The organism is Streptomyces sp. NPDC031210 (genome assembly GCF_055570395.1).
The window spans coordinates 184,133-206,306 of sequence record NZ_JBVIHH010000006.1 but is presented as its reverse complement, the minus strand read 5'-3'; the positions used below and the strand labels follow the sequence as shown (position 1 = coordinate 206,306).

The 22,174-nt window shown below is 72.5% G+C and carries 15 protein-coding genes; 3 read left to right on the top strand and 12 right to left on the bottom strand.

The annotated features are described in order from the left end of the window. Positions 1 to 135: 135 nt before the first annotated feature. The 4 genes from ilvN to ACZ45Z_RS13940 all read right to left on the bottom strand — a co-directional run bounded on the left by ilvN (position 136) and on the right by ACZ45Z_RS13940 (position 6,985). On the bottom strand, positions 136 to 660 hold the full coding sequence (gene ilvN, locus ACZ45Z_RS13955) for an acetolactate synthase small subunit (RefSeq protein WP_468361270.1): 525 nt from the start codon (positions 658 to 660) through the stop codon (positions 136 to 138). A gap of 44 nt (positions 661 to 704) precedes the next feature. Further along, positions 705 to 2,564, bottom strand: coding sequence for an acetolactate synthase large subunit (locus tag ACZ45Z_RS13950; protein ID WP_468361267.1), 1,860 nt, complete (start codon positions 2,562 to 2,564; stop codon positions 705 to 707). Positions 2,565 to 2,772: 208 nt separating this feature from the next. Then, positions 2,773 to 5,715 carry a putative bifunctional diguanylate cyclase/phosphodiesterase gene (locus ACZ45Z_RS13945; protein ID WP_468361264.1) on the bottom strand — a complete coding sequence of 981 codons (2,943 nt, stop codon included), beginning with the start codon at positions 5,713 to 5,715 and terminating at the stop codon, positions 2,773 to 2,775. A 307-nt stretch (positions 5,716 to 6,022) separates the two neighbouring features. After that, positions 6,023 to 6,985 carry a 2-hydroxyacid dehydrogenase gene (locus ACZ45Z_RS13940; protein WP_468361261.1) on the bottom strand — a complete coding sequence of 321 codons (963 nt, stop codon included), beginning with the start codon at positions 6,983 to 6,985 and terminating at the stop codon, positions 6,023 to 6,025. Between the two features lie 88 nt (positions 6,986 to 7,073). Between ACZ45Z_RS13940 and ACZ45Z_RS13935 the strand changes: the two genes are divergently transcribed. Both ACZ45Z_RS13935 and ACZ45Z_RS13930 read left to right on the top strand, forming a co-directional pair. Further along, the gene (locus ACZ45Z_RS13935; RefSeq protein WP_468361258.1) at positions 7,074 to 8,114 is read left to right on the top strand and encodes an aldo/keto reductase; all 1,041 of its coding nucleotides are present in this window, start codon (positions 7,074 to 7,076) and stop codon (positions 8,112 to 8,114) included. Positions 8,115 to 8,314: 200 nt separating this feature from the next. Next, positions 8,315 to 9,502 carry a PQQ-dependent sugar dehydrogenase gene (locus tag ACZ45Z_RS13930; protein ID WP_468361255.1) on the top strand — a complete coding sequence of 396 codons (1,188 nt, stop codon included), beginning with the start codon at positions 8,315 to 8,317 and terminating at the stop codon, positions 9,500 to 9,502. 63 nt (positions 9,503 to 9,565) lie between these two features. Here the strand turns inward: ACZ45Z_RS13930 and ACZ45Z_RS13925 are convergent, their stop codons facing one another. The 4 genes from ACZ45Z_RS13925 to ACZ45Z_RS13910 all read right to left on the bottom strand — a co-directional run bounded on the left by ACZ45Z_RS13925 (position 9,566) and on the right by ACZ45Z_RS13910 (position 16,165). Then, entirely contained in the window at positions 9,566 to 12,664 is a 3,099-nt protein-coding gene (locus ACZ45Z_RS13925) for a helix-turn-helix transcriptional regulator (protein ID WP_468361635.1), read from the bottom strand. 161 nt (positions 12,665 to 12,825) lie between these two features. After that, on the bottom strand, positions 12,826 to 13,026 hold the full coding sequence (locus ACZ45Z_RS13920) for a hypothetical protein (RefSeq protein ID WP_468361252.1): 201 nt from the start codon (positions 13,024 to 13,026) through the stop codon (positions 12,826 to 12,828). A 211-nt stretch (positions 13,027 to 13,237) separates the two neighbouring features. Continuing rightward, entirely contained in the window at positions 13,238 to 13,846 is a 609-nt protein-coding gene (locus ACZ45Z_RS13915; protein ID WP_468361249.1) for a hypothetical protein, read from the bottom strand. A gap of 96 nt (positions 13,847 to 13,942) precedes the next feature. After that, positions 13,943 to 16,165: an MMPL family transporter gene (locus ACZ45Z_RS13910; protein WP_468361247.1), complete on the bottom strand. Its 2,223-nt coding sequence runs from the start codon at positions 16,163 to 16,165 to the stop codon at positions 13,943 to 13,945. A 399-nt stretch (positions 16,166 to 16,564) separates the two neighbouring features. Between ACZ45Z_RS13910 and ACZ45Z_RS13905 the strand changes: the two genes are divergently transcribed. Then, a complete protein-coding gene (locus ACZ45Z_RS13905) occupies positions 16,565 to 18,316 on the top strand; it encodes a chitinase (RefSeq protein ID WP_468361244.1) in 1,752 nt (583 codons plus the stop codon). 79 nt (positions 18,317 to 18,395) lie between these two features. Here the strand turns inward: ACZ45Z_RS13905 and gatB are convergent, their stop codons facing one another. Genes gatB through gatC form a run of 4 tightly spaced genes read right to left on the bottom strand, consistent with a single transcriptional unit; the run spans position 18,396 to position 21,969 of the window. Continuing rightward, the gene (gatB, locus tag ACZ45Z_RS13900; protein ID WP_468361242.1) at positions 18,396 to 19,904 is read right to left on the bottom strand and encodes an Asp-tRNA(Asn)/Glu-tRNA(Gln) amidotransferase subunit GatB; all 1,509 of its coding nucleotides are present in this window, start codon (positions 19,902 to 19,904) and stop codon (positions 18,396 to 18,398) included. A 30-nt stretch (positions 19,905 to 19,934) separates the two neighbouring features. Next, complete coding sequence (locus tag ACZ45Z_RS13895; RefSeq protein WP_468361239.1) at positions 19,935 to 20,177, bottom strand: hypothetical protein; 243 nt, start codon at positions 20,175 to 20,177, stop codon at positions 19,935 to 19,937. Beyond that, positions 20,174 to 21,667, bottom strand: a complete 1,494-nt coding sequence (gene gatA / locus ACZ45Z_RS13890) for an Asp-tRNA(Asn)/Glu-tRNA(Gln) amidotransferase subunit GatA (protein WP_468361235.1) — start codon at positions 21,665 to 21,667, stop codon at positions 20,174 to 20,176. Before gatA ends, ACZ45Z_RS13895 begins: the two co-directional genes overlap by 4 nt. Positions 21,668 to 21,672: 5 nt before the next feature. Continuing rightward, positions 21,673 to 21,969, bottom strand: coding sequence for an Asp-tRNA(Asn)/Glu-tRNA(Gln) amidotransferase subunit GatC (gene gatC / locus ACZ45Z_RS13885; RefSeq protein ID WP_468361232.1), 297 nt, complete (start codon positions 21,967 to 21,969; stop codon positions 21,673 to 21,675). Positions 21,970 to 22,174 lie beyond the last annotated feature (205 nt).

Sequence of the window (22,174 nt, the reverse complement as noted above, 5' to 3'; positions counted from 1 at the left end):
CCCTTGGATCGAGTGGTTGTCACACAAATCACTTCGGGAGGGAGGGGGGGGGCCCGCGGGTCCCCCCATTCGATCCGTGGGGCGGCGCCGGGCCGGCCGCCCCGGCGCCGTGCGGCCGGTGAGGGGCCGCGGGGGTCAGGCCGAACGGTCCAGGGCCCGCAGCGAGCGGTCCGTGATGGACCGGGCGCCGCGCCCTATCGCGATGGTGCCGGACTGCACCAACTCCTTGATGCCGAACGGCTCCAGCATCTTCAGCATCGCCTCCAGCTTGTCACTGGAGCCGGTGGCCTCGATGGTGACGGCCTCCGGGGAGACGTCCACGGTCTTGGCGCGGAAGAGCTGGACGATCTCGACGATCTGGGAGCGGGTCTCGTTGTCGGCGCGGACCTTGACCAGGACCAGTTCGCGCTGGACCGCGGAGCCCGGCTCCAGTTCGACGATCTTCAGGACGTTGACGAGCTTGTTGAGCTGCTTGGTGACCTGTTCGAGGGGCAGTGACTCGACGGTGACCACGATGGTGATGCGGGAGATGTCGGGGTGCTCGGTGACACCGACCGCGAGGGAGTCGATATTGAAGCCGCGCCGGGAGAACAGGGCGGCGATCCGGGCGAGGATGCCGGGGGTGTTCTCCACCAGGACGGAGAGCGTGTGCTTGGACATGGTCGGTCTTCTCTCTTCTTCCGTGCGTCCGTGACGTCCTGGGCTCAGTCGTCTTCGTTGTCGCCGAAGTCGGGACGCACGCCCCGGGCGGCCATGACCTCGTCGTTGGAGGTGCCGGCGGCGACCATCGGCCAGACCTGGGCGTCCTCGTGGACGATGAAGTCGATCACGACCGGGCGGTCGTTGATGGCGTTGGCCTTGGCGATGACCGCGTCCAGCTCGGCGGGGTCCTCGCAGCGCATCGCGACGCAGCCCATGGCCTCGGAGAGCTTGACGAAGTCCGGGACGCGGGTGCCGGCGCTGGGCTGCTTGCCGTCGGCGTCCGGGCCGGAGTGCAGCACGGTGTTGGAGTAGCGCTGGTTGTAGAACAGGGTCTGCCACTGGCGGACCATGCCCAGCGCGCCGTTGTTGATGATCGCGACCTTGATCGGGATGTTGTTCAGCGCGCAGGTGACCAGCTCCTGGTTGGTCATCTGGAAGCAGCCGTCGCCGTCGATCGCCCAGACCGTGCGGTCGGGCATGCCGGCCTTGGCGCCCATCGCGGCGGGCACGGCGTAGCCCATGGTGCCGGCGCCGCCGGAGTTGAGCCACGTCGAGGGCTGCTCGTAGTCGATGAAGTGGGCGGCCCACATCTGGTGCTGGCCGACGCCCGCGGCGTAGATGGTGTCGGCGGGGGCGAGCTTGCCGATCCGCTCGATGACCTGCTGCGGGGAGAGGCTGCCGTCGTCGGGCTGGTCGTAGCCCAGCGGGTAGGTGTCGCGCCAGCGGTTGAGGTCCTTCCACCAGGCGCTGTAGTCGCCCTTGTGGCCGGCCTCGTGCTCGGCCTGGACGGCGACGATCAGGTCGGCGATGACCTCGCGGGCGTCACCGACGATCGGCACGTCGGCGGCGCGGTTCTTGCCGATCTCGGCCGGGTCGATGTCGGCGTGCACGACCTTGGCGAACGGCGCGAAGGAGTCCAGCTTGCCGGTGACGCGGTCGTCGAAGCGGGCGCCGAGGGTGATCAGCAGGTCCGACTTCTGGAGCGCGGTGACGGCCGTGACCGCGCCGTGCATGCCGGGCATGCCGACGTGCTGGGGGTGGCTGTCGGGGAAGGAGCCCAGCGCCATCAGGGTGGTGGTGACCGGCGCGCCGGTCAGCTCCGCCAGGACCTTCAGCTCGGCGGTCGCGCCGGCCTTCATGACACCGCCGCCGACGTAGAGCACCGGGCGCTTGGACTCGACGATCAGCCGGGCCGCCTCGCGGATCTGCTTGGCGTGCGGCTTGGTGACCGGGCGGTAGCCGGGCAGGTCGGTCTGCGGCGGCCAAGCGAAGGTCGTGCGGGCCTGGAGGGCGTCCTTGGCGATGTCGACCAGCACCGGGCCCGGGCGGCCGGTGGAGGCGATGTGGAACGCCTCGGCGATGGTCCGGGGGATCTCGGCCGCGTCGGTGACCAGGAAGTTGTGCTTGGTGATCGGCATCGTGATGCCGCAGATGTCCGCCTCCTGGAAGGCGTCCGTGCCGATCGACTTGGAGGCGACCTGGCCGGTGATCGCGACCAGCGGGACGGAGTCCATGTGGGCGTCGGCGATCGGCGTGACGAGGTTGGTGGCGCCGGGGCCCGAGGTGGCCATGCACACACCGACCTTGCCGGTGGCCTGCGCGTACCCCGTGGCGGCGTGTCCCGCGCCCTGCTCGTGGCGCACCAGGACGTGCCGCACCTTCGAGGAGTCCATCATCGGGTCGTACGCGGGAAGGATCGCACCGCCGGGGATACCGAACACGGTGTCGGCCCCGACCTCCTCGAGCGAACGGATGAGGGACTGCGCGCCCGTGACGTGCTCGACGGCGGCGGGCTGCTGGGCTCCGCCGGAGTTACGGGCCCGCGGCTGCGGATGGTGGGCCCCGGAGGCCTGCTCGGTCATCTGCGTCTCTTCTCGAAGCTGAGGGTTTTGGCGGGATTTGTGAGGTTGCTGTGCAACAAAAAACCCCTCGTGCCGTGTGGCAAGCGAGGGGAGCGCGTCGGTGCGGTGACTGGGCTTCGTCAGGGGCCCAGCGTCAGCCGACGCGCTTTCCAAGTACGAGAATTCGGGTGCGCATGGCACTGACCCTCCCCCCGGCGCCACATGAGTGTCAAGTGGGTGGGACAGGGGTCTCACTATTTGAGCGCAATGGCGGATGGGTGACCGAGTCCGGACCCGCCGCCCCGCCGTGCCGAACGGGCAGGCCACTGCCACTGAGGACCACCGCCCGGCCCCCGCCCGGCGGCTCGGGCACCGGGTAACCGCCGAGTGTCAGGGCGCGCCGCAGCCGGTGTTCGTCGAGCGGTCCGGAGAACGCCATGCCCTGGCCGTGGGTGCAGCCCATGGAGCGCAGCGCGAGGACCTGCTCGGGCAGGTCGACGCCGTCCGCGACGGACTGCATGCCCAGGTCGGTGGCGATCCGCAGCAGGCCCGCGGTGATCTTGTGCAGCCGGGCGGACTCCACGACGCCGTCGACCAGGCCGCGGTCGAGCCGCAGGACGTCGATGGGGAGCCTGCGCAGCGCGCTGATGGCGGCGTAACCGCTGCCGAAGCCGTCCAGGGCGATCCGTACGCCCAGCCGCCGCAGGGCGACCAGACGGCGCTCCAGGTCGTCCAGGGGGACGCGGGGATCACTTTCGGACAATTCCAGGATGAGCGCGCCCGAGGGCAGGCCGTGCCGGGCGAGCAGCGCCTCGATGCTCTTGGGCGGCATGCCGTTGCGGTCGCCGTCCAGCAGGCGCCGGGCGGAGAGGCGGACGGCGACCGGGATCGGGTGGCCCGCGCGGTGCCGGGCCGCGGCCTGCTCGACGGCCTCCTCCAACTGCCAGCGGCCCAGCTCCGCGGTGCGGTCGGCCTCCTCGGTGAGCCGGCCGCGCTCGCCGACCCGGAGGAATTCGGCGGGGGTGAACAGGATGCCCTGGGCGGAGCGCCAGCGGGCCTGCGCGGCGACCGCCGTCACGCGTCCGCCGGCCAGTTCCACCACCGGCTGGTGCAGCAGCGCGAACTCGCCTTCGTGCAGCGCCGTGCGGAGCTTCGTGGCCAGCTCGGCGCGGTGCACCACCTCGGCCTGCATCTGCGGGGCGTACAGCTCCACGCGGCCCTTGCCGGCCTGCTTCGCGCGGTACATCGCGAGGTCGGCGTTGCGCAGCAGGCCCGCGGGGGTGACGCCCGGCTCGGCGAAGGCGACGCCGATGCTGGCCGCCACGCGGACCTCCCGGCCGTCGATGCGGTAGGGCTCGGAGAGCGTCACGCGCAGCCGGTCGGCGATCTCCAGTATCCGCAGTTCGCGGGCGGTGTGGTCGCGGGTGCCGTCGCCCGTGATGAGCGCCGCGAACTCGTCGCCGCCCAGGCGCGCGGCTATGTCGCCCGAGCGGACGGACTCGCCCAGCCTGCGGGCGGCCTGGATCAGGAGTTCGTCGCCCGCCTGGTGCCCGATGGTGTCGTTGACCTGTTTGAAACCGTCGAGGTCGATGTAGAGCACGGCGGTGTCGTGGTCGGTGGAGCGGCGGCCGGTGACGGCCTGGCTGACGCGCTCGGTGAACAGGGCCCGGTTGGGCAGGTCGGTGAGCGCGTCGTGGGAGGCGTTGTGCTGGAGCTGGGCCTGGAGGCGGACCCGCTCGGTGACGTCGCGGGAGTTGAAGATCAGGCCGCCGTGGTGGCGGTTGACGGTGGATTCGACGTTCAGCCAGCCGTCGCCTCCGGAGCGCTGCTCACCGGCGCGGAAGCGGCACTCGATGCGGGTGGTCGGTTCGACGTCGGGGGGCGCGGCGAGGAATCGGCGCACTTCGTGCACCACCCGCCCCAGGTCCTCGGGGTGGATGAGGGAGGCCAGCTCGGAGCCGACCAGTTCCTCCGCGTCACGGCCGTAGACGCCCGCGGCGGCGGGGCTGACGTAGCGCAGCACGCCGGTCGGGGCGGCGATCATGATGACGTCGCTGGAGCCCTGGACCAGGGAGCGGAAGTGGTTCTCCTTCTGCGCCAGTTCCTGGGTGAGGGTGATGTTGTCGAGCAGCATGATGCCCTGGCGGACGACCAGGGCGAGGACGACCGTGCAGCCGGTGAAGAGCACGACGTGGTCGATGCGCCGGCCGTCGAGGACGTTGGTCAGGATGCCGAGCGTGCACACGGCGGCGGCGAGATACGGGGTGAGGGCGGCCAGCGAGCTGGCGATGGGGCGGCTGCCGTGCGGCTGGACGCGGCGGGCGGCGCGTTTGGCCTCGTCCTGGGCGCGCTGGGCGTCCTCGCCGGCGCCGGTGGCGCGGCGGGCCACCCACGGCGCGTACGCGAGGAGTATCGACCCGGCGAACCAGCCGGCGTCCAGGATCTGGCCGGAGCGGTAGTGCTCGCGCAGCAGCGGCGAGCTGAACAGCGCGTCGCAAAGGACCGTGAGCGCCAGTGCCGCGATGGCGGTGTTGATGGCGGAGCGGTGCACCGAGGAGCGCCGGAAGTGGAGCGCGAGCACCATGCTGACCAGCACGATGTCCAGCAGCGGATAGGCGAGCGAGAGCGCGCTCTGCGCCACGCTGCGGCCCTGGAAGTGGGTGGTGTGGGCGAGCGCCAGGCTCCAGGACAGGGTGAGCAGCGAGCCGCCGATCAGCCAGGCGTCCAGGCCCAGGCAGACCCAGCCGGCGCGGGTCACCGGCCTCTTGGCGAGGACCAGCAGGCCGACGATGGCGGGCGGGGCGAAGAGCAGGAAGCAGAAGTCGGCGAGGGAGGGGCTGGGCACCCGGGAGCCCTGGACGACTTCGTACCAGCCCCAGATGCCGTTGCCGATGCCGGCCATGCCCGAGGAGGCGGCGAACAGCATCCAGGCCGGCCGGAAGCGGCTGTGGCTGCGGCGGGCGTAGAGGCCGCAGGAGACGGCGGCGACCAGGGCGGCGAGGCTGAGTCCGAAGTCGCCCATGAACACGGCGACTTCGGGGGAGCCCCAGCCGAAGGCGGCACCGACGGCATAGCCGCCGCAGACACCGGCGAGGGCGATCTGGGGCACCAGGCTCGGGGGGCCGCCGGTCTGCGCCGGCGGCCTGGAGAGCACGGCCCCCGGGGCGCTCACCGCGCTCTCCCGTTCAACCGTGCGTGGCATCGTCGTGATCGGCGCACCTGGGGATCCCGCAGTATTCCCCCGGGCGCTCGTGGCTCGCGCGTCTCGCGATCGGTCCATCGGCCGTACATCGCCCGTCGCCCCCCTCGAGTTCCGGATCCTTCTCACCGCGCCGTATGCCTCCCGGCGCCGTCCCCGATCGGGACGATACACCAGTTCCGTCACTCAGGGACATAGCATCTCTACAGAGCGTAACTCCCCAGGAGAGTGCGGATACTGCGCGCAGTCGTACCGTCTCGTACAGCTACCCGCAAGCGTGTCAGTCAGCCGTGGCGACGACGTTCCGCAGGGGGGCGCCGGCCGCGAAAAGCGTCAGTTGTTCGCGCAGGAGCCGCTTCGCGCGGGGTAGGAAGGCAGAGCTGGGGCCACCGACGTGTGGAGTGACGAGCAGACCGGGAGCGTGCCACAGCGGATGGCCGGCCGGCAGGGGTTCGGGGTCGGTGACGTCCAGCGCCGCGCGCAGCCGTCCGGACTCCAGTTCCGCCAGCAGCGCCTTGGTGTCGACGATCGGGCCGCGCGCGATGTTCACCAGCAGTGCGCCGTCCTTCATGCGGGCCAGGAAACCGCTTCCGACCAGGCCACGGGTGGCGTCGGTGAGCGGGGCGGCCAGGACGACGACGTCCGCGTCGGGCAGGAGGGCGGACAGGTCGCTCAGTGGATGCACGGGGCCGCGCACTGTCTCACGCGCGGTGCGCGCGATGCGCGTGACCCGCGCGCACTCGAAAGGAGTGAGCCGGTCTTCGATGGCACTGCCGATCGAACCGTAACCCACAATGAGGACCGACTTGTCGGCGAGCGCGGGCTGGAAGCCCGACCGCCACTCCCCCGCGTCCTGTCCCCGGACGAAGTCGGGGATGCCGCGCAGCGACGCCAGGATCAAGGTGAGCGCGAGTTCGGCGGTGCTGGCGTCGTGCAGTCCACGGGCGTTGCACAACTGGGCGCCCGGCGGCAGGCCGGGCAGCGCGGGCAGCATGTGCTCGATGCCGGCGGTCAGGGTCTGGACGACCCGCAGGTTACCCATCCGCGCCAGCGGGCGCAGGCAGCGCTCGGTGTCCTTCAGGTACGGCACGGCGTAGAAAACGCAGTCGGCGGGGTCGGCCGGGTAATCGGGATCGGCGTCCCAGTGGACGTAGTGGAAGCCCTCGGGGAGGCCCTCGATCTCATCGGGCGGGAGGGGGAGCCACACGTCGTTCGCGCGGGCGCGCTGGTCGGCGGAAGTCATGGCCAGAGGCTATGCGAAGAGGCGTTCTGTTCAGACGTTAGTTTGGACTGGCCCTTGACCGGGGGCGAGGGGACGGAGGCACAACCAGGTGGAGCGCAGGACAATCGGTGCGGCGGCGCTCGAAGTGGGTGCTGTCGGGCTCGGCTGCATGCCGATGAGCTGGGGGTACACCGAGTCGCAGCGCGACGGGGAGGGCTCGCTGCGGGCCGTGCACGCCGCGCTCGACCAGGGCTGCAGCCTGCTGGACACCGCGGACATGTACGGCCCGTTCACCAATGAGCTGCTGGTGGGCCGGGCGCTGAAGGAGCGCCGCCAGGACGCGTTCGTGTCGACCAAGTGCGGGCTGCTGGTCGGGGAGCAGCACATCGTCGCCAACGGGCGGCCCGGCTACGTCAAGCGGGCCTGCGACGCGTCCCTGCGGCGGCTGCAGACCGACCGCATCGATCTCTACCAGTTGCACCGGGCCGACCCCGAGGTGCCCATCGAGGAGACCTGGGGGGCGATGGCGGAGCTGGTGGCCGCGGGGAAGGTGCGGTCGCTGGGGCTGTGCGCGGTGGGCGCGCGGGCGGTCCGCACCGGCCGGGTGGCGCGCCGGGAGCGGTGGGCCGCGGCCGGCGGGGCGCGCGCCGGCTCGCGGACGCATGACGGCACGCTGCGCCAACTCGAGCGCGTCCAGCAGGTGTTCCCGGTCAGCAGTGTGCAGGCCGAGCTGTCGGTGTGGTCCACGGAGGCGCTGGAGGAGCTGCTGCCGTGGTGCGCGTCGCGCGGGGTGGGCTTCCTGGCGGCGATGCCCCTGGGCAACGGCTATCTGACCGGCACCCTCACCCCGGGGCAGGGCTTCGAACCGGAGGACCTGCGGGCCCGCCACCCCCGTTTCACCGCCGAGATGATGGCGGCGAACCAGCCGGTGGTGGCCGGGCTGCGGCGGGTCGGCGCGCGGTACGGCGCGACGCCGGGCCAGGTGGCGCTGGCGTGGGTGCTGGCGCAGGGCCGCCATGTGGTCCCGGTGCCGGGCACCAAGAAGGAGCGTTGGGCGATGGAGAACGCCCAGGCCGCACGGCTGGTGCTCAGCCGCGCGGACCTGGCGGAGATCGCGGCGCTGCCGCCGGCCCGCGGATCGTGGGACTGACACCCCGCGCTGCGGCGGCGCGCCGGGCGTCGGACGGGCGTACGCCGGAGCGGGCGCCACGCCGGTGAGCACCGCTCGTGCCGCCCGGCCGGACGGCGGATCATGGCGGGTGGCGGTGGGCACGCGAAGCCGAAGACGCGGCGGCGCGGTGCGCGATGTGGTGTTCTTGTCCCCGCCCCGCCGACGAGAGGACCCCTGACGTGCAACGCCGTTCCCAGACCGCCGTGTTGGCCGCCGCCTGCCTGCTCCTGGCGGCGGGCTGCTCCTCCGGCGGAGCGAAGACCGAGAACGGCGGGAGTTCCGCCCCCGCCACGGCCAAGAGCCCCGGCGCTCCGGCCACCCCGTCCGCGCCGCGCGCCACGCCCTCGTCCACCGCCCCGCCCGCCAAGGGTTCGGTGAAGGTGACGGCCACGCTCACCACCGGCCTGAAGTCGCCGTGGGGCGTCGCGCCGCTGCCCGGCGGGGACCTGCTGGTCGCCTCCCGCGACACCGGCAAGATCACGCGGGTCGCGGCGGACGGCGGGAAGACCACCGAGCTGGGGTCCGTGCCGGGCGTGGCACCGGGTGGTGAGGGCGGTCTGCTCGGGCTCGCGGTGTCCTCGACGTTCGGCGCCGACCACCAGGTGTACGCGTATTTCACCACCGAGTCCGACAACCGCATCGCCCGCATGATCTACGACGAGAAGCGGGCGGCGGGCAATCAGCTCGGCGCGCCCGACACCGTGTTCAAGGGCATTCCCAAGGGGCAGATCCACAACGGCGGCCGGATCGCGTTCGGCCCGGACAAGATGCTCTACGCCGGCACGGGCGAGACCGGCGACAGCTCCCTGGCCCAGGACAAGGAGTCGCTGGGCGGCAAGATCTTGCGGATGACGCCGGACGGCGAGCCCGCGCACGGCAATCCGGCGGCGGATTCGGTGGTCTACGACTACGGCCACCGCAATGTGCAGGGCCTGGCCTGGGACGCCGACAAGCGGCTGTGGGCCTCGGAGTTCGGGCAGCACACCTGGGACGAGCTCAATCTCATCGAGCCGGGCAAGAACTACGGCTGGCCCGAGGTGGAGGGCAAGGGCGGGGGCGGCGCGGGATCGGGGTTCGTCGCGCCCGTCGAGCAGTGGAAGACCGCGGACGCCTCGCCGAGCGGCATCGCGTACGCCAAGGGGTCGATCTGGATGGCGTCGCTGCGCGGCGAACGGCTGTGGCGGATCGCCCTGGACGGCGGTAAGCCGGTGGCACGGCCGCAGGCGTTCCTGAAGGGTGAGTACGGGCGGCTGCGGACCGTCGTTGCGGCGGACGACGGCGCGTTGTGGCTGGTCACCAGCAACACCGACGGGCGGGGCGAGCCGCGCGGGGGCGACGACCGGATCCTGCGGCTGAAGGTGAGCTGACCGCCGCCGGTGGTGCCCCGTCGGCCCCGGCGGCGCTCCCGGGGCCGTACCGCCGGACCGGCCCTACCGCTGTGCCGGTTCGCCGAACAGGCGCAGGCGGTGGGCGAGGGCGCCCGCCTCGCCGCGGCCGGAGACGCCCAGCTTGGCGAGGATGTTCGAGACGTGGACGCTGGCGGTCTTGGGGGAGATGAACAGGGCGTCGGCTATCTGGCGGTTGCTGCGGCCGTCGGCGACCAGGCGCAGGACGTCCCGTTCGCGGGGGGTCAGGCCCAGTGATTCCGCGGGCGCCGCACCGGCCGGGGAGCCGTCGGGGGCGGCGTCCGCGCGGTCCGGGGTGGCCTCCGCCGCGGTGATCCCGTCCAGGCCCGGGAGGGGCACGCGGGCGCGCTGGGCGAGGAGTTCGAGTTCGTCGGTCAGGGGGCGGGCGGCCATCGCGGTGGCGGCGGTGCGGGCCTGGGCGAGCAGGAGGACGGCGGCCTCGCGGGGCGTGCGGCCGGCCGGCCCGGCGGTGGCCCGCACGGCGCCGTGCAGCAGCGCCTCGGCCCAGCGGTAGCAGGCCCAGGCGAGTTCGTGCGGGCGCTGCAGCGGCTCGAAGGCGGCGACCGCCGCGGCCCACGCGTCCGGGGTCTCCCGGCCCTCGGCGCGCCGGAGTTCGGCCTCGACCGCCAGGCCGTAGGCGTCCCAGACGGGCGAGAGTGTCGGCAGCCGCTTGGCGGCGTCCCGGATGCGGGCGAGGATCCCGGCCCGGCCGGGCTCGGCGGCCGGCAGACCGCGGGCGTCGGATTCGGCGGCGGTGGCCGACCACAGCAGCGGCCAGGCGTAGCGCTGCGTGCCGGGCGGGAACCCGGTGTCCAGGACCTGCTGGGCGATGGCGCGGGCGTCGAGGGCGCGGCCCTGGCGGGCGGCCAGGCGCAGCGCGTGCCGGGCCATGGGCAGGGCGTGCTGGGGCTGCGGGTCGTGGGTGCCGTAGTGCTCCTGGGCGACGGCCAGGAGCCGCTCGGCTTCGGCGTTCTCGCCCTTGTCGAGGGCCAGGTCGGTCAGGCGGTTGGCGGCCAGGGCGCGGGAGCGGTCGCTCTGGGCCAGGCGTCGGGCGTCGAGGGCGGTCTGGTGCGCCTCTTCCCAGCGGCCGAGCGATTGCAGCGATTCGGCGCGGTTGATCATCACCCAGCAGGTCTTCTCCTTCAGGCCGTAACGGGTGGTCAGCTCGATGCCCTGGGTGGTGACCTCGACGGCTTCGTGGGAGCGGCCGACGCCTTCGAGGGCGGACGGCAGGTTGACGTGGCCGCGGCCGATGACGGCGAAGTAGTCGCGGTCGACGGCGAGGGCGAGGGCCGCGCGGAAGTCGGCGAGGCCGTCGTCGACCTCGCCGGCGTCGACGCGCAGGCCCGCGAGGGTGAGCCGGGAGTTCAGCTCGGCTTCTTCGTCGCCGACCAACTGGGCGAGTTCCACGGCGCGTTCGGCGGTGGCGAAGGTGCCCGGACCCGGCTCGTGCAGCACCGCCCAGCTCGCGACGCAGGCGGTGACGGTGGCGTGGACGGCGGACGGCGGCAGTCCGCGCATCAGCTCCTGGGCGGTCCCCAGGTCCTCCCAGCCGTCGCCGCGGCCGGTGCCCTGGACGAGCCGGGAGCGCTGGACCAGGAACCAGGCGGTGCGCAGCGGGTCGTTCTCGTCGCGCAGGGTGCGCAGGGCGCGTTTGGTGATCGTGAAGGCGCGTTCGGCGTCCCCGGACAGGCGGGCGGCCACGGCGATCTCGGCGAGCAGGTCCAAGAAGCGCAGGGCGTCGTCGTCGCCGCAGGCGGGGTAGGACTCGGTGGGGTCGACGGGGCGGACCGTCTGGCGGACTTCCTTGGGCGCGTCGTCCCACAGCTCCAGCGCCCGGTCGAGCAGCCGCAGTTGTTCGGCGTAGGCGTGGCGGCGGCGGGCCTGGACGGAGGCGGCGAGGACGGCGGGCAGCGCCTTGGCGGCGTCGTGGGCCTTGTACCAGTAGCTGGCCAGGCGGGTGGCGCAGGCGTCGGAGCGGACCAGGGAGGGGTCGGCCTCCAGGGCCTGGGCGTAGCGGCGGTTGAGGCGGGTGCGCTCGCCCGGCAGCAGGTCGTCGACGACGGCCTCGCGGACGAGGGCGTGCCGGAAGCGGTAGCCGGTGCCGTCCTGGGTGGGCACCAGGGCGTTGCTGCCGACGGCGACCCGCAGGGCCTCGATGAGGTCGTCCTCGGGCATCTGGCAGACGGCGGCGAGGAGTTCGTGTTCGACGGTGGAGCCGCCCTCGGCGGCCGTGCGCACCACGCGCTGGGCGTCTTCGGGGAGCGCCTCGACACGCACCAGCAGCAGGTCGCGCAGCGGGTCGCTCAGGCCGTGCAGGCAGCCGTCGGCGAGGCTGCGGGCGAGCTCCTCGACGAAGAAGGCGTTGCCCTCGGAGCGCTTGAAGACCCGGTCGACGGTGGCTTCCTCGGGCTCGGCGCCGTTGATCCCGGCGATCTGGGAGCGGACCTCGGCGCGGTTGAAGCGGGCCAGCTCCACGCGCCGGACGGTGCGCATCCGGTCGATCTCGGCGAGGAAGGGGCGCAGCGGGTGGCGGCGGTGGATGTCGTCGGAGCGGTAGGTGGTGACGAGGAGGACGTTGGCGTCGTGCAGGGCGCGCAGGAGGTAGGCGAGCAGCTCGCGGGTGGAGCGGTCGGCCCAGTGGAGGTCCTCGATGACGATGACGAGGGTGCGCCGGGCGGCGAGGCGCTCCAGGAGGCGGGCGGTCAACTCGAAGAGGCGGGCCCGGCCGATCTCCTCGTCGTGGGTCTCGCCGGCGGTCTCGCCCAATTCGGGCAGGATGCGGGCGAGTTCGCCTTCCTGGCCGGCGACGGCGGCGGCGAGTTCGTCGCGCAGATGCCAGTTGAGGGTGTGCAGGATGGCGGAGAACGGGGCGAAGGGGAGCCCTTCGGAGCCTATTTCTATGCAGCCGCCGAGCGCGACGAGCGCGCCCTGGGCGCGGGCGGTTTCGGTGAACTCCTCGATGAGCCGGGTCTTGCCGACGCCGGCTTCGCCTCCGATCAGCAGGGCCTGGGGCTCTCCCGAGGCGGCGATGTGCGCCAACGCCTCACCCAGCGCGGCGAGCTCGGCCTGGCGGCCGACGAATACGGGACTGACGGACCTGGTCTCCACGCTGCCGAGCATCGCACAGGGCTCCGGCATCGCGGCACCCGATTGCGACGGGCGAAAAGCCCGGCCCGGTGCCGGGGGCACCTGGGGCCGGGCGGAAGGTGACGTTCCGTTCGCAGTGGGGGGTGGTCCCACCGGGGCGGCGGGCGCGCGGGTCGGCACGCGGGTTCCTCGTCTCAGGCGGCGGCGCGGCGTACGCGCCCCCGCCGGCTCCCGTCGGTGCTCACCCGCCCTTCGGGGTCGTCCGCCCCGGAGCGGGCCGTGGCCCGGCGCCGGGCGCGGCGGCCCTCGGTCGCCTCGCGGACCAGGCGCTGCCGGTCGGCCTCGCGGCGCAGTTCCTCGTAGCGGACGCGGATGGCGATTTCGTTGGTGTACACGGTGTCTCTCCCCCTGGCGGCGGTGGTGCGGTGCTTTCGACGGTTCGTCGATGAGCCCAGCTTCGTCGCCCAGGGGGGTCCGCCACATCGGGAGAGTGCCCGATCTCCTTACCCGACCGGTCCTTAGAAACGCGCGCGACCGGCCGCGGGCTCCTTAGAAAGCCACGCCGCCGGCCGCCCGGTCCTTAGGTGCCGCCTGTCGCACCGGTGCTCAGGGGCCGGTGGGGGCGCCCTTGGGGAGGGTGGGCAGGCTCGCGAACAGGTCGAGGTACATGCCGGCGGAGATGAGGATGCCCAGGACGCCGAGCGCCAGGCCGCCCCAGGCGACGGCGCGGACCCAGGTGACGCGCGGGCGGGTCAGGACGACCGCGGCGACGATCACGGCGAGCAGCGCGAAGACGCCGTTGACCAGGGCGGTGGTGTGCCAGGGGCTGCCGTAGACGGCGGAGATCTGGTCGGTGGCCTTGCCCGACTGGAGCTTGATCTGGCCCATCAGGGTCTGTCGCTCGGCCAGCAGCGTGCCGAGGTAGGTGCCGGTGACGGAGGCGAGGCCGAGCCCCGCGGCGACGACACCGCCGGCGCCGGCGGCGATACCGGAGGCGGCGGGCGCGTCACCGGTCGCGTGGTCGGTCGCGTCGGTCGCGTCGTCGGTTTCGTCAGCGGCGGCGCCGGTGGGTTCCTCGCCGGTGGTGGCTTCGTCGCCCGCCGCGGCCTCGTCCCCCGCGGGGGCCGCGCCTTCCGCCGCGGTGGCCTCGTCCGCCGCGGTCTCGTCGTCGGTTCGCTTGTCGGTTCGCTTGTCGGTCGTCTGCGTCGTTGCCATGGCCGCGACCGTAGGTGCCGCGTCTGAGAGTCCGATGAGAGCCGCCGCCCGGGGCGGTCCGCGTCCCTTGCGGCGGGGCCCGGCCCGGACCCCGTGTTACGCCCCGACCAGCGGTTTCTCCGGTGTGGGCGGTGCCGACACCGGCAGCGTCGCCAGGGGCTCGGGGGGCGGTTCGATGCTGATGCGGGGCAGCCACCGGTCCAGCCAGGCGGGCAGCCACCAGTTGGCGCCGCCCAGCATGTGCATCAGGGCGGGGACCAGCAGCGTGCGCAGGACGAAGGCGTCCAGGGCGACGGCGGCGGCGAGGCCGATGCCGAACATCGCGATGATCCGGTCGCCGCTGAGGATGAAGGCGCCGAACACCGCGATCATGATGACCGCCGCGGAGTTGATCACCCGGCTGGTCTCGGCCAGGCCGACCCGTACCGACCGGCGGTTGTCGCCCGTCAACTGCCATTCCTCGTACATCCGGCTCACCAGGAACACCTGGTAGTCCATGGAGAGGCCGAAGAGCACCGACACCATGATGACCGGCAGGAACGGTTCGATCGGGCCGGCGCTGCCCAGACCCAGCAGTTCGCTGCCCCAGCCCCACTGGAAGATCGCGACGACGATCCCGAAGGAGGACGCGACGGCCGCGATGTTCATCAGGGCGGCCTTGAGCGGGATGCCGACGCTGCGGAAGGCGAGCAGCAGCAGGAGGGAGCCGAGGCCGATGACGGTGCCGACGAAGAGCGGCAGTTTGCCGACGATGACGGAGGCGAAGTCGTCGTAGCTCGCGGTGACGCCGCCGACGTGGACCCGCATCGTGGTGGCGTCCGCGGCGTCCGGCAGAACGTCCGCTCGAAGGTGCTCCACCAGGTCGGAGGTCTGCTGGGACTGCGGGGAGCTGGTCGGCACGACGGTGATCACGCCGGTGCCGCCGTTGCCGTCGAAGTCGGGTCCGCTGACCTGCGCCACGCCGGGGGTGTGCCGCAGGGCCTCGGGCAGGCCGCTGAAGGCGAGGCGGTCCTTTGCGCCGTCGAGGTCGCCGACGAGCGTCAGCGGCCCGTTCACGCCGGGCCCGAAGCCGTCCCCCTCACCGCTGCCCGCCAGCAGGTCGTACGCCTGCCGGGTGGTGGATGTGGCGGGGTTGTTGCCCTGATCGGAGGTGCCCAGGTGGAGGCCGAGGGTGGGCAGGGCGAGGACGAGCATGACGCCGGCGGCGGCGGTGCCCAGGAGTTTGGGGTGGCGCTCGACGAAGTGGGACCAGCGGGCGGCGATGCCGGTGGGCTGCTCGGGATCGGGCCCGTGATCGGCCAGCCGGCGGCGTTCGCGACGGCTCAGCGCGCGCGTCCCGATCATGCCGAGCAGCGCGGGCAGCAGGGTGATCGAGGCGGCGACGGTCAGGACGACGGTGAGCGAGGCGGCGAGGGCGACGCCGTTGAGGAAGCTCAGGCGCAGGATCAGCATGCCCAGCAGGGCGATGCAGACGGTGGCGCCGGCGAAGACGACCGCCCGCCCGGACACCGACACGGCGCGTTCGGCGGCCTCCTGTACGGACAGGCCGGCCCGCAGGCCCTTGCGGTGGCGGGTGACGATGAACAGCGCGTAGTCGATGCCGACGCCGAGGCCGATCAGCATGCCCAGCATCGGGGCGAAGTCGGCGACGGTCATGGCGTGGCCGAGCAGGGTGATGCCGGCCGAGGCGGTGCCGACGGCGGCCACCGCGGTGATGATCGGCAGGAAGGTGGCGGCGAGCGACCCGAAGGCGAGGAAGAGGACCACGGCGGCGGCGCACAGGCCGATGATTTCCGGGAGCTGGGCGCGCGGCGCCTCCGTCAGGGCGACGCCGGCGCCGCCCAGCTCGACCTGGAGGCCGTCGCCGGCCGCGGCCCGGGCGGTGTCGACGACCGTCTTCACCTGGCCGGGGTCCAGCCGGTCGGTGGGCTCGTCGAAGACGACGGAGGCGTAGGCGGTGTGCCCGTCCTGGCTGATCCGCTGCTCGCCCTGGGGCCCGTAGGGGCTCTGGACGTCGGCGACGCCGGGGAGCCGGGAGACCTCGTCCAGGGTGCGGGTCATCTTCGTCTCGACGGCGCCGGAGCGGACCGTGGCGGTGTCGGTGTGCCACACGAGCGTGTCGCTGTCGCCGGACTGGCCGGGGAAGGCCCGCGCCATCAGGGCGGTGGCCTGCCCGGATTCCGTGCCGGGCACCTCGTAGTTGTTGGAGTACGCGGAGCCCATCGCGCCCGCGGCGGCGGTGACGCCGGCGAAGGCGGCGAGCCAGAGCACGATCACAACGATGCGGTGCGTCAGGCACCACCGAGCCAGAGCGGTCACGGACCTCGTCTGCTTCCCGGGTTGTGCGTCGATAACTCCCGGGTGACGGGTGGTGCCGAGCGCGGATGTACGGGGATGGGCGGGCCTGCTTCCGGGTGAGGGAGCCAGGTCCGCCTCTCCTCAGCAGGGTCGCAGCCTTAAAAGATCATTTGCCCTTTTTGTGGATTTTCCCACAGGCATCCCGGCCGGTAACTTCGCCACGCCGGTCCACCCCTTCGCCCGTACGTGGGCCGGGCCGCATCCGTCGAGGCGCGGCGGCGGCAGCGAAGGGCCCCAACTCCCGCCCTTGCGCGACCCCTTGACAACCCCATTGGTCTGAACCATTTTGTGCGGCAGAAGCGGTGGCCACCGTCTCACGCAGTCCTCCCCCGCGACCTCCCCTCGGCACCGGAGACAGCCATGCCACGCATCGAGCGCACCCGACCCTCCCGTCACAGACGTCTGCTCACCGCTTCCCTGGCGACCCTCACGGCCGCTCTGCTCAGCGCGACCGGCGTCCCGGCCACGGCCGCCCCGGCGGGTGCCCCCACCCTGGCGGGCGCCCGCGCCCTGGCCGACGTCAATGTCGCCAAGAACGCCGGCTACGAGTCCGGGCTGAGCGGCTGGACCTGTTCGGCGGCGAGCGGCACGTCCGTCAGCAGCCCGGTCCACAGCGGTACGGGCGCCCTGAAGGCCACCCCCGCGGGCTCGGACAACGCCCGGTGCGCGCAGACCGTCGCCGTCAAACCGAACGCGACGTACCAGCTCAGCGCGTACGTCCAGGGCTCCTACGTCTACCTGGGCGCGTCCGGCACCGGCACCACGGACGTCTCCACCTGGACCCCCGGCGCCACCACCTGGCAGGAGCTGCGCACCAGCTTCACCACCGGCCCCTCCACCACCTCCGTGACCGTCTACACCCACGGCTGGTACGGGCAGCCCGCCTACCTCGCGGACGATGTCAGCGTCTTCGGCCCGGACGGCGGGGGCGGCACCGACCCCGGCCCCGGCCTCCCGGCCACCCCGACCGGGCTGACGGCCGGCTCGGTGACCTCCTCCTCCGTCGCCCTGTCCTGGAGCCCGGTCACCGGCGCCACCGGCTACACCGTCTACCGCGACGGGGTCCGGGCCCAGGCCGTCGGCGGCACCTCCGCCGCCGTGACCGGGCTGAGCCCGTCGACCCCGTACCGCTTCCAGGTCGCCGCGACGAACGCGGCGGGCGAATCGCCCCGGTCCGCGGAGGTGACCGCCACCACCGCCTCCTCGGGCAGCGGCGGCGACCCCTCCGTCCCCCGCCACGCGGTCACCGGCTACTGGCAGAACTTCGACAACGGCGCGACCGTCCAGAAGATCAGCGACGTACCGAACCAGTACGACATCATCGCCGTGGCCTTCGCCGATGCCACCACCACACCCGGCGCCGTCACCTTCCGCCTCGACACCGCGGGCCTGAACGGCTACACCACCGACCAGTTCAAGGCCGACATCAGGGCCAAGCAGGCGGCCGGCAAGTCGGTCGTCATCTCGGTCGGCGGCGAGAAGGGCACCGTCTCGGTCACCGACTCCGCCTCGGCCGCGAACTTCGCCGACAGCGTCCACGCCCTGATGCGCGAGTACGGCTTCGACGGCGTCGACATCGACCTGGAGAACGGCCTCAACCCCACCTACATGACGCAGGCGCTGCGCGCGCTGTCGCAGAAGGCGGGCGGGAAGCTCGTCCTGACGATGGCCCCGCAGACCCTCGACATGCAGTCCACCTCCGGCGGCTACTTCCGAACGGCCCTGAACGTCAAGGACATCCTGACCGTCGTCAACACGCAGTTCTACAACAGCGGTTCGATGCTGGGCTGCGACGGCAAGGTCTACTCCCAGGGCACCGTCGACTTCCTCACCGCGCTGGCCTGCATCCAGCTCGAAGGCGGCCTCGACCCCTCCCAGGTGGGCCTGGGCCTGCCCGCCTCCACCCGCGGCGCGGGCAGCGGATACGTCGCCCCGAGCGTCGTCAACGCCGCCCTGGACTGCCTCACCAAGGCCACCGGCTGCGGCTCCTTCAAGCCCGCCCGGACCTACCCGGGCCTGCGCGGCGCGATGACCTGGTCCACCAACTGGGACGCCGCGAACGGCAACGCCTGGTCGGGCGCGGTCGGCCCGCACGTCCACGGCCTGCCGTAACCGCCGCGGACCCGGAACGGCGTGATGCGGCCCCCCTCAAGTCGGGGGGCCGCATCAGGCGGAACCAGAAGCCGGCGCGTCAGCCCTCGACGCCCAGCTTCTCCAGGATCAGCTCCCGCACCCGGGCCGCGTCGGCCTGGCCGCGGGTGGCCTTCATGACCGCGCCGACCAGGGCGCCGGCCGCGGCGACCTTGCCACCGCGGATCTTGTCGGCGATGGCGGCGTTGGCGGCGATCGCCTCGTCGACGGCGGTGCCCAGCGCGCCCTCATCGGAGACGACCTTCAGGCCGCGCTTCTCGACGACGGTGTCCGGGGCGCCCTCGCCGGCCAGCACGCCCTCGATGGTCTGGCGGGCCAGCTTGTCGTTGAGGGAGCCCTCGGCGACCAGCGCGGTGACCCGGGCGACCTGCTCGGGGGTGATCGGCAGGGCGGACAGGTCCACGCCGTCCTCGTTGGCGCGGCGGGCCAGCTCGCCCATCCACCACTTGCGGGCCGAGGCGGGGTCCGCGCCGGCGTCGACGGTGGCGGTGATCAGGTCGACGGCACCGGCGTTGAGGATCGACTGCATGTCGTGGGCGGAGACGCCCCACTCCTCGCGCAGCCGGTTCCGGCGCACCCGCGGCAGCTCGGGCAGCGCGGCCCGCAGTTCCTCCACCCACGCGCGCGCGGGGGCCACCGGCACCAGGTCCGGCTCGGGGAAGTAGCGGTAGTCCTCGGCGTTGTCCTTGATGCGGCCGGCGGTGGTGGAGCCGTCCTCCTCGTGGAAGTGCCGGGTCTCCTGCACGATCGTGCCGCCGGAGGACAGCACCGCCGCGTGCCGCTGGATCTCGAACCGGGCGGCCCGCTCGACGGACCGCAGCGAGTTGACGTTCTTGGTCTCGCTGCGGGTGCCGAACTTCTCGGCGCCCTGGGGCCGCAGGGACAGGTTCACGTCGCAGCGCATCTGGCCCTGCTCCATGCGCGCCTCGGAGACGCCCAGCGCCCGGATGAGTTCGCGCAGTTCGGCGACGTAGGCCTTGGCGACCTCCGGGGCCCGCTCGCCCGCGCCCTCGATGGGCTTGGTGACGATCTCGATGAGCGGGATGCCGGCGCGGTTGTAGTCCAACAGGGAGTGCGAGGCGCCGTGGATGCGGCCGGTCGCGCCACCGACGTGGGTGGACTTGCCGGTGTCCTCCTCCATGTGGGCGCGCTCGATCTCGACGCGGAAGACCTCGCCGTCCTCCAGTTGTACGTCGAGGTAGCCGTCGAAGGCGATCGGCTCGTCGTACTGGGAGGTCTGGAAGTTCTTCGGCATGTCCGGATAGAAGTAGTTCTTCCGGGCGAAGCGGCACCATTCGGCGATGGAGCAGTTCAGGGCCAGGCCGATCTTGATGGCGGACTCGACGGCGATCGCGTTGACGACCGGCAGCGAGCCGGGCAGGCCCAGGCAGGTGGGGCAGGTCTGCGAGTTGGCGTCGCCGCCCAGGGTGGTGGCGCACCCGCAGAACATCTTGGTCTTGGTGCCCAGTTCGACGTGCACCTCAAGACCCATCACGGGGTCATAGGTGGCCAACGCGTCGTCGTACGACACCAGTTCAGTGACGGTCACGGAAAACTAACCTCTCAGGTCCGGAGCCGCTCAGCCCGCGAGGACGTCGTCGTCGCCCAGACGGCGCAGTTCGCGCAGGAGCAGGGCGACGCCGGTGGCGATGGCGGCGGCGGAGACGACGGCGTCGACCAGTTGGAGCGTGTCGCGCTCCCCCCTGGCCCGCTTCGCCTGCTTGACGACGCTCACCGCGCCGAACAGCGTGGTGCCGATGGACAGGTACGTACCGGCCTTGGACTTCTTGAAGCTCTTGGCCTTGGCGAGCTTTCCACTCACAGGGACGGTGCCTCCTCAAGCAGCGGGTGGCCCCACCGGGCGGTGAACGCGGCCTCGACCGCGGCACCGACCTTGTAGAGCCGGTCGTCGGCCATGGCGGGCGCGATGATCTGCAGACCCACCGGCAGCCCGTCCTCGGGCGCCAGGCCGCAGGGCAGTGACATGGCCGCGTTGCCCGCCAGGTTGGTGGGGATCGTGCACAGGTCGGCGAGGTACATCGCCATCGGGTCGTCGGCGCGTTCGCCGATCGGGAAGGCGGTGGTCGGCGTGGTCGGCGAAACGATCACGTCGACCCGCTCGAAAGCCTTCTCGAAATCGCGGGTGATCAGCGTCCGCACCTTCTGGGCCGAGCCGTAGTACGCGTCGTAGTAGCCCGAGCTGAGCGCGTACGTGCCGAGGATGATGCGGCGCTTGACCTCGTCGCCGAAGCCGGCCTCACGGGTCAGGGCCGTGACGTCCTCGGCGGACTTCGTGCCGTCGTCGCCGACCCGCAGGCCGTAGCGCATGGCGTCGAAGCGGGCCAGGTTGGAGGAGCACTCGGACGGCGCGATGAGGTAGTACGCCGCCAGCGCCAGGTCGAAGGACGGGCAGTCCAGCTCGACGATCTCGGCGCCCAGCTCCGTCAGCAGCGCGACGGACTCGTCGAACCGCTGGAGCACGCCGGCCTGGTAGCCCTCGCCGCGGAACTGCTTGACGACGCCGACGCGCATCCCGCGCACGTCGCCGTTGCGGGCCGCCTCGACGACCGGCGGGACCGGGGCGTCGATGGAGGTGGAGTCCAGCTCGTCGTGGCCGGCGATGACCTCGTGGAGCAGCGCCGCGTCCAGGACCGTGCGGGCGCACGGGCCGCCCTGGTCGAGGGAGGAGGAGAAGGCGACCATGCCGTAGCGGGAGACCGCGCCGTAGGTGGGCTTGACGCCGACCGTGCCGGTGACGGCGGCGGGCTGGCGGATGGAGCCGCCGGTGTCCGTGCCGATGGCGAGCGGGGCCTCGTAGGAGGCGAGGGCGGCCGCGGAGCCGCCGCCGGAGCCGCCGGGGATGCGGGTGAGGTCCCAGGGGTTGCCGGTCGGGCCGTAGGCGCTGTTCTCGGTGGAGGACCCCATGGCGAACTCGTCCATGTTGGTCTTGCCGAGGATGACGACGTCGGCGGCCTTGAGCTTCTTGGTCAGCGTCGCGTCGTAGGGCGGGAGCCAGCCCTCCAACATCTTCGAGCCGACGGTGGTGGGGACGCCCTCCGTGGTGAAGATGTCCTTGAGCGCGAGCGGGACGCCGGCCAGCGGGCCGAGCTTCTCGCCGCGGGCCCGCTTGTCGTCCACGGCGCGGGCCTGGGCGAGCGCGCCCTCGCGGTCGACGTGCAGGAAGGCGTTCACCTTCTCGTCGACGGCCTCGATGCGGGCGAGATGGGCCTCGGTCACCTCGACGGCCGTGACCTCGCCGGAGGCGATCTTCGCCGCGGTCTCGGCGGCGGTGAGCTTGATCAGGTCAGCCATGTCGGTCACTCCTCCCCCAGGATCTGCGGCACCTTGAAACGCCGCTGCTCCTGGGCCGGGGCGCCGGAGAGCGCCTGCTCGGGGGTCAGCGACGGACGGACCTCGTCCGCGCGCATGACGTTGGTCAGGGGCAGCGGGTGGGAGGTCGGCGGTACGTCTTGATCGGCGACCTCGGAGACGCGGGCGACCGCGCCGATGATGTCGTCGAGCTGTCCGGCGAAGTGGTCGAGCTCTTCGGCCTTCAGCTCCAGACGTGCCAGCCGGGCGAGGTGGGCGACCTCCTCGCGCGTGATGCCAGGCATGCGGCGATCCTCTGGTGTTCTTGGCGGAGTGTTCTTGGCAGGTATGCGGACTCAATCCTATTGCCAATGCGATGCGAGTCTCGCAGGGATTGTCGCCGGGGCCCGGCGGGCGTCACGAACGGGGCGGGGGCGGCTCGGCCGGATCCCCGGGATCCGCGGCGTCGCCGGGCTCGGCGGGATCGCCCGGCCGGTCGTGCGGGGCCGG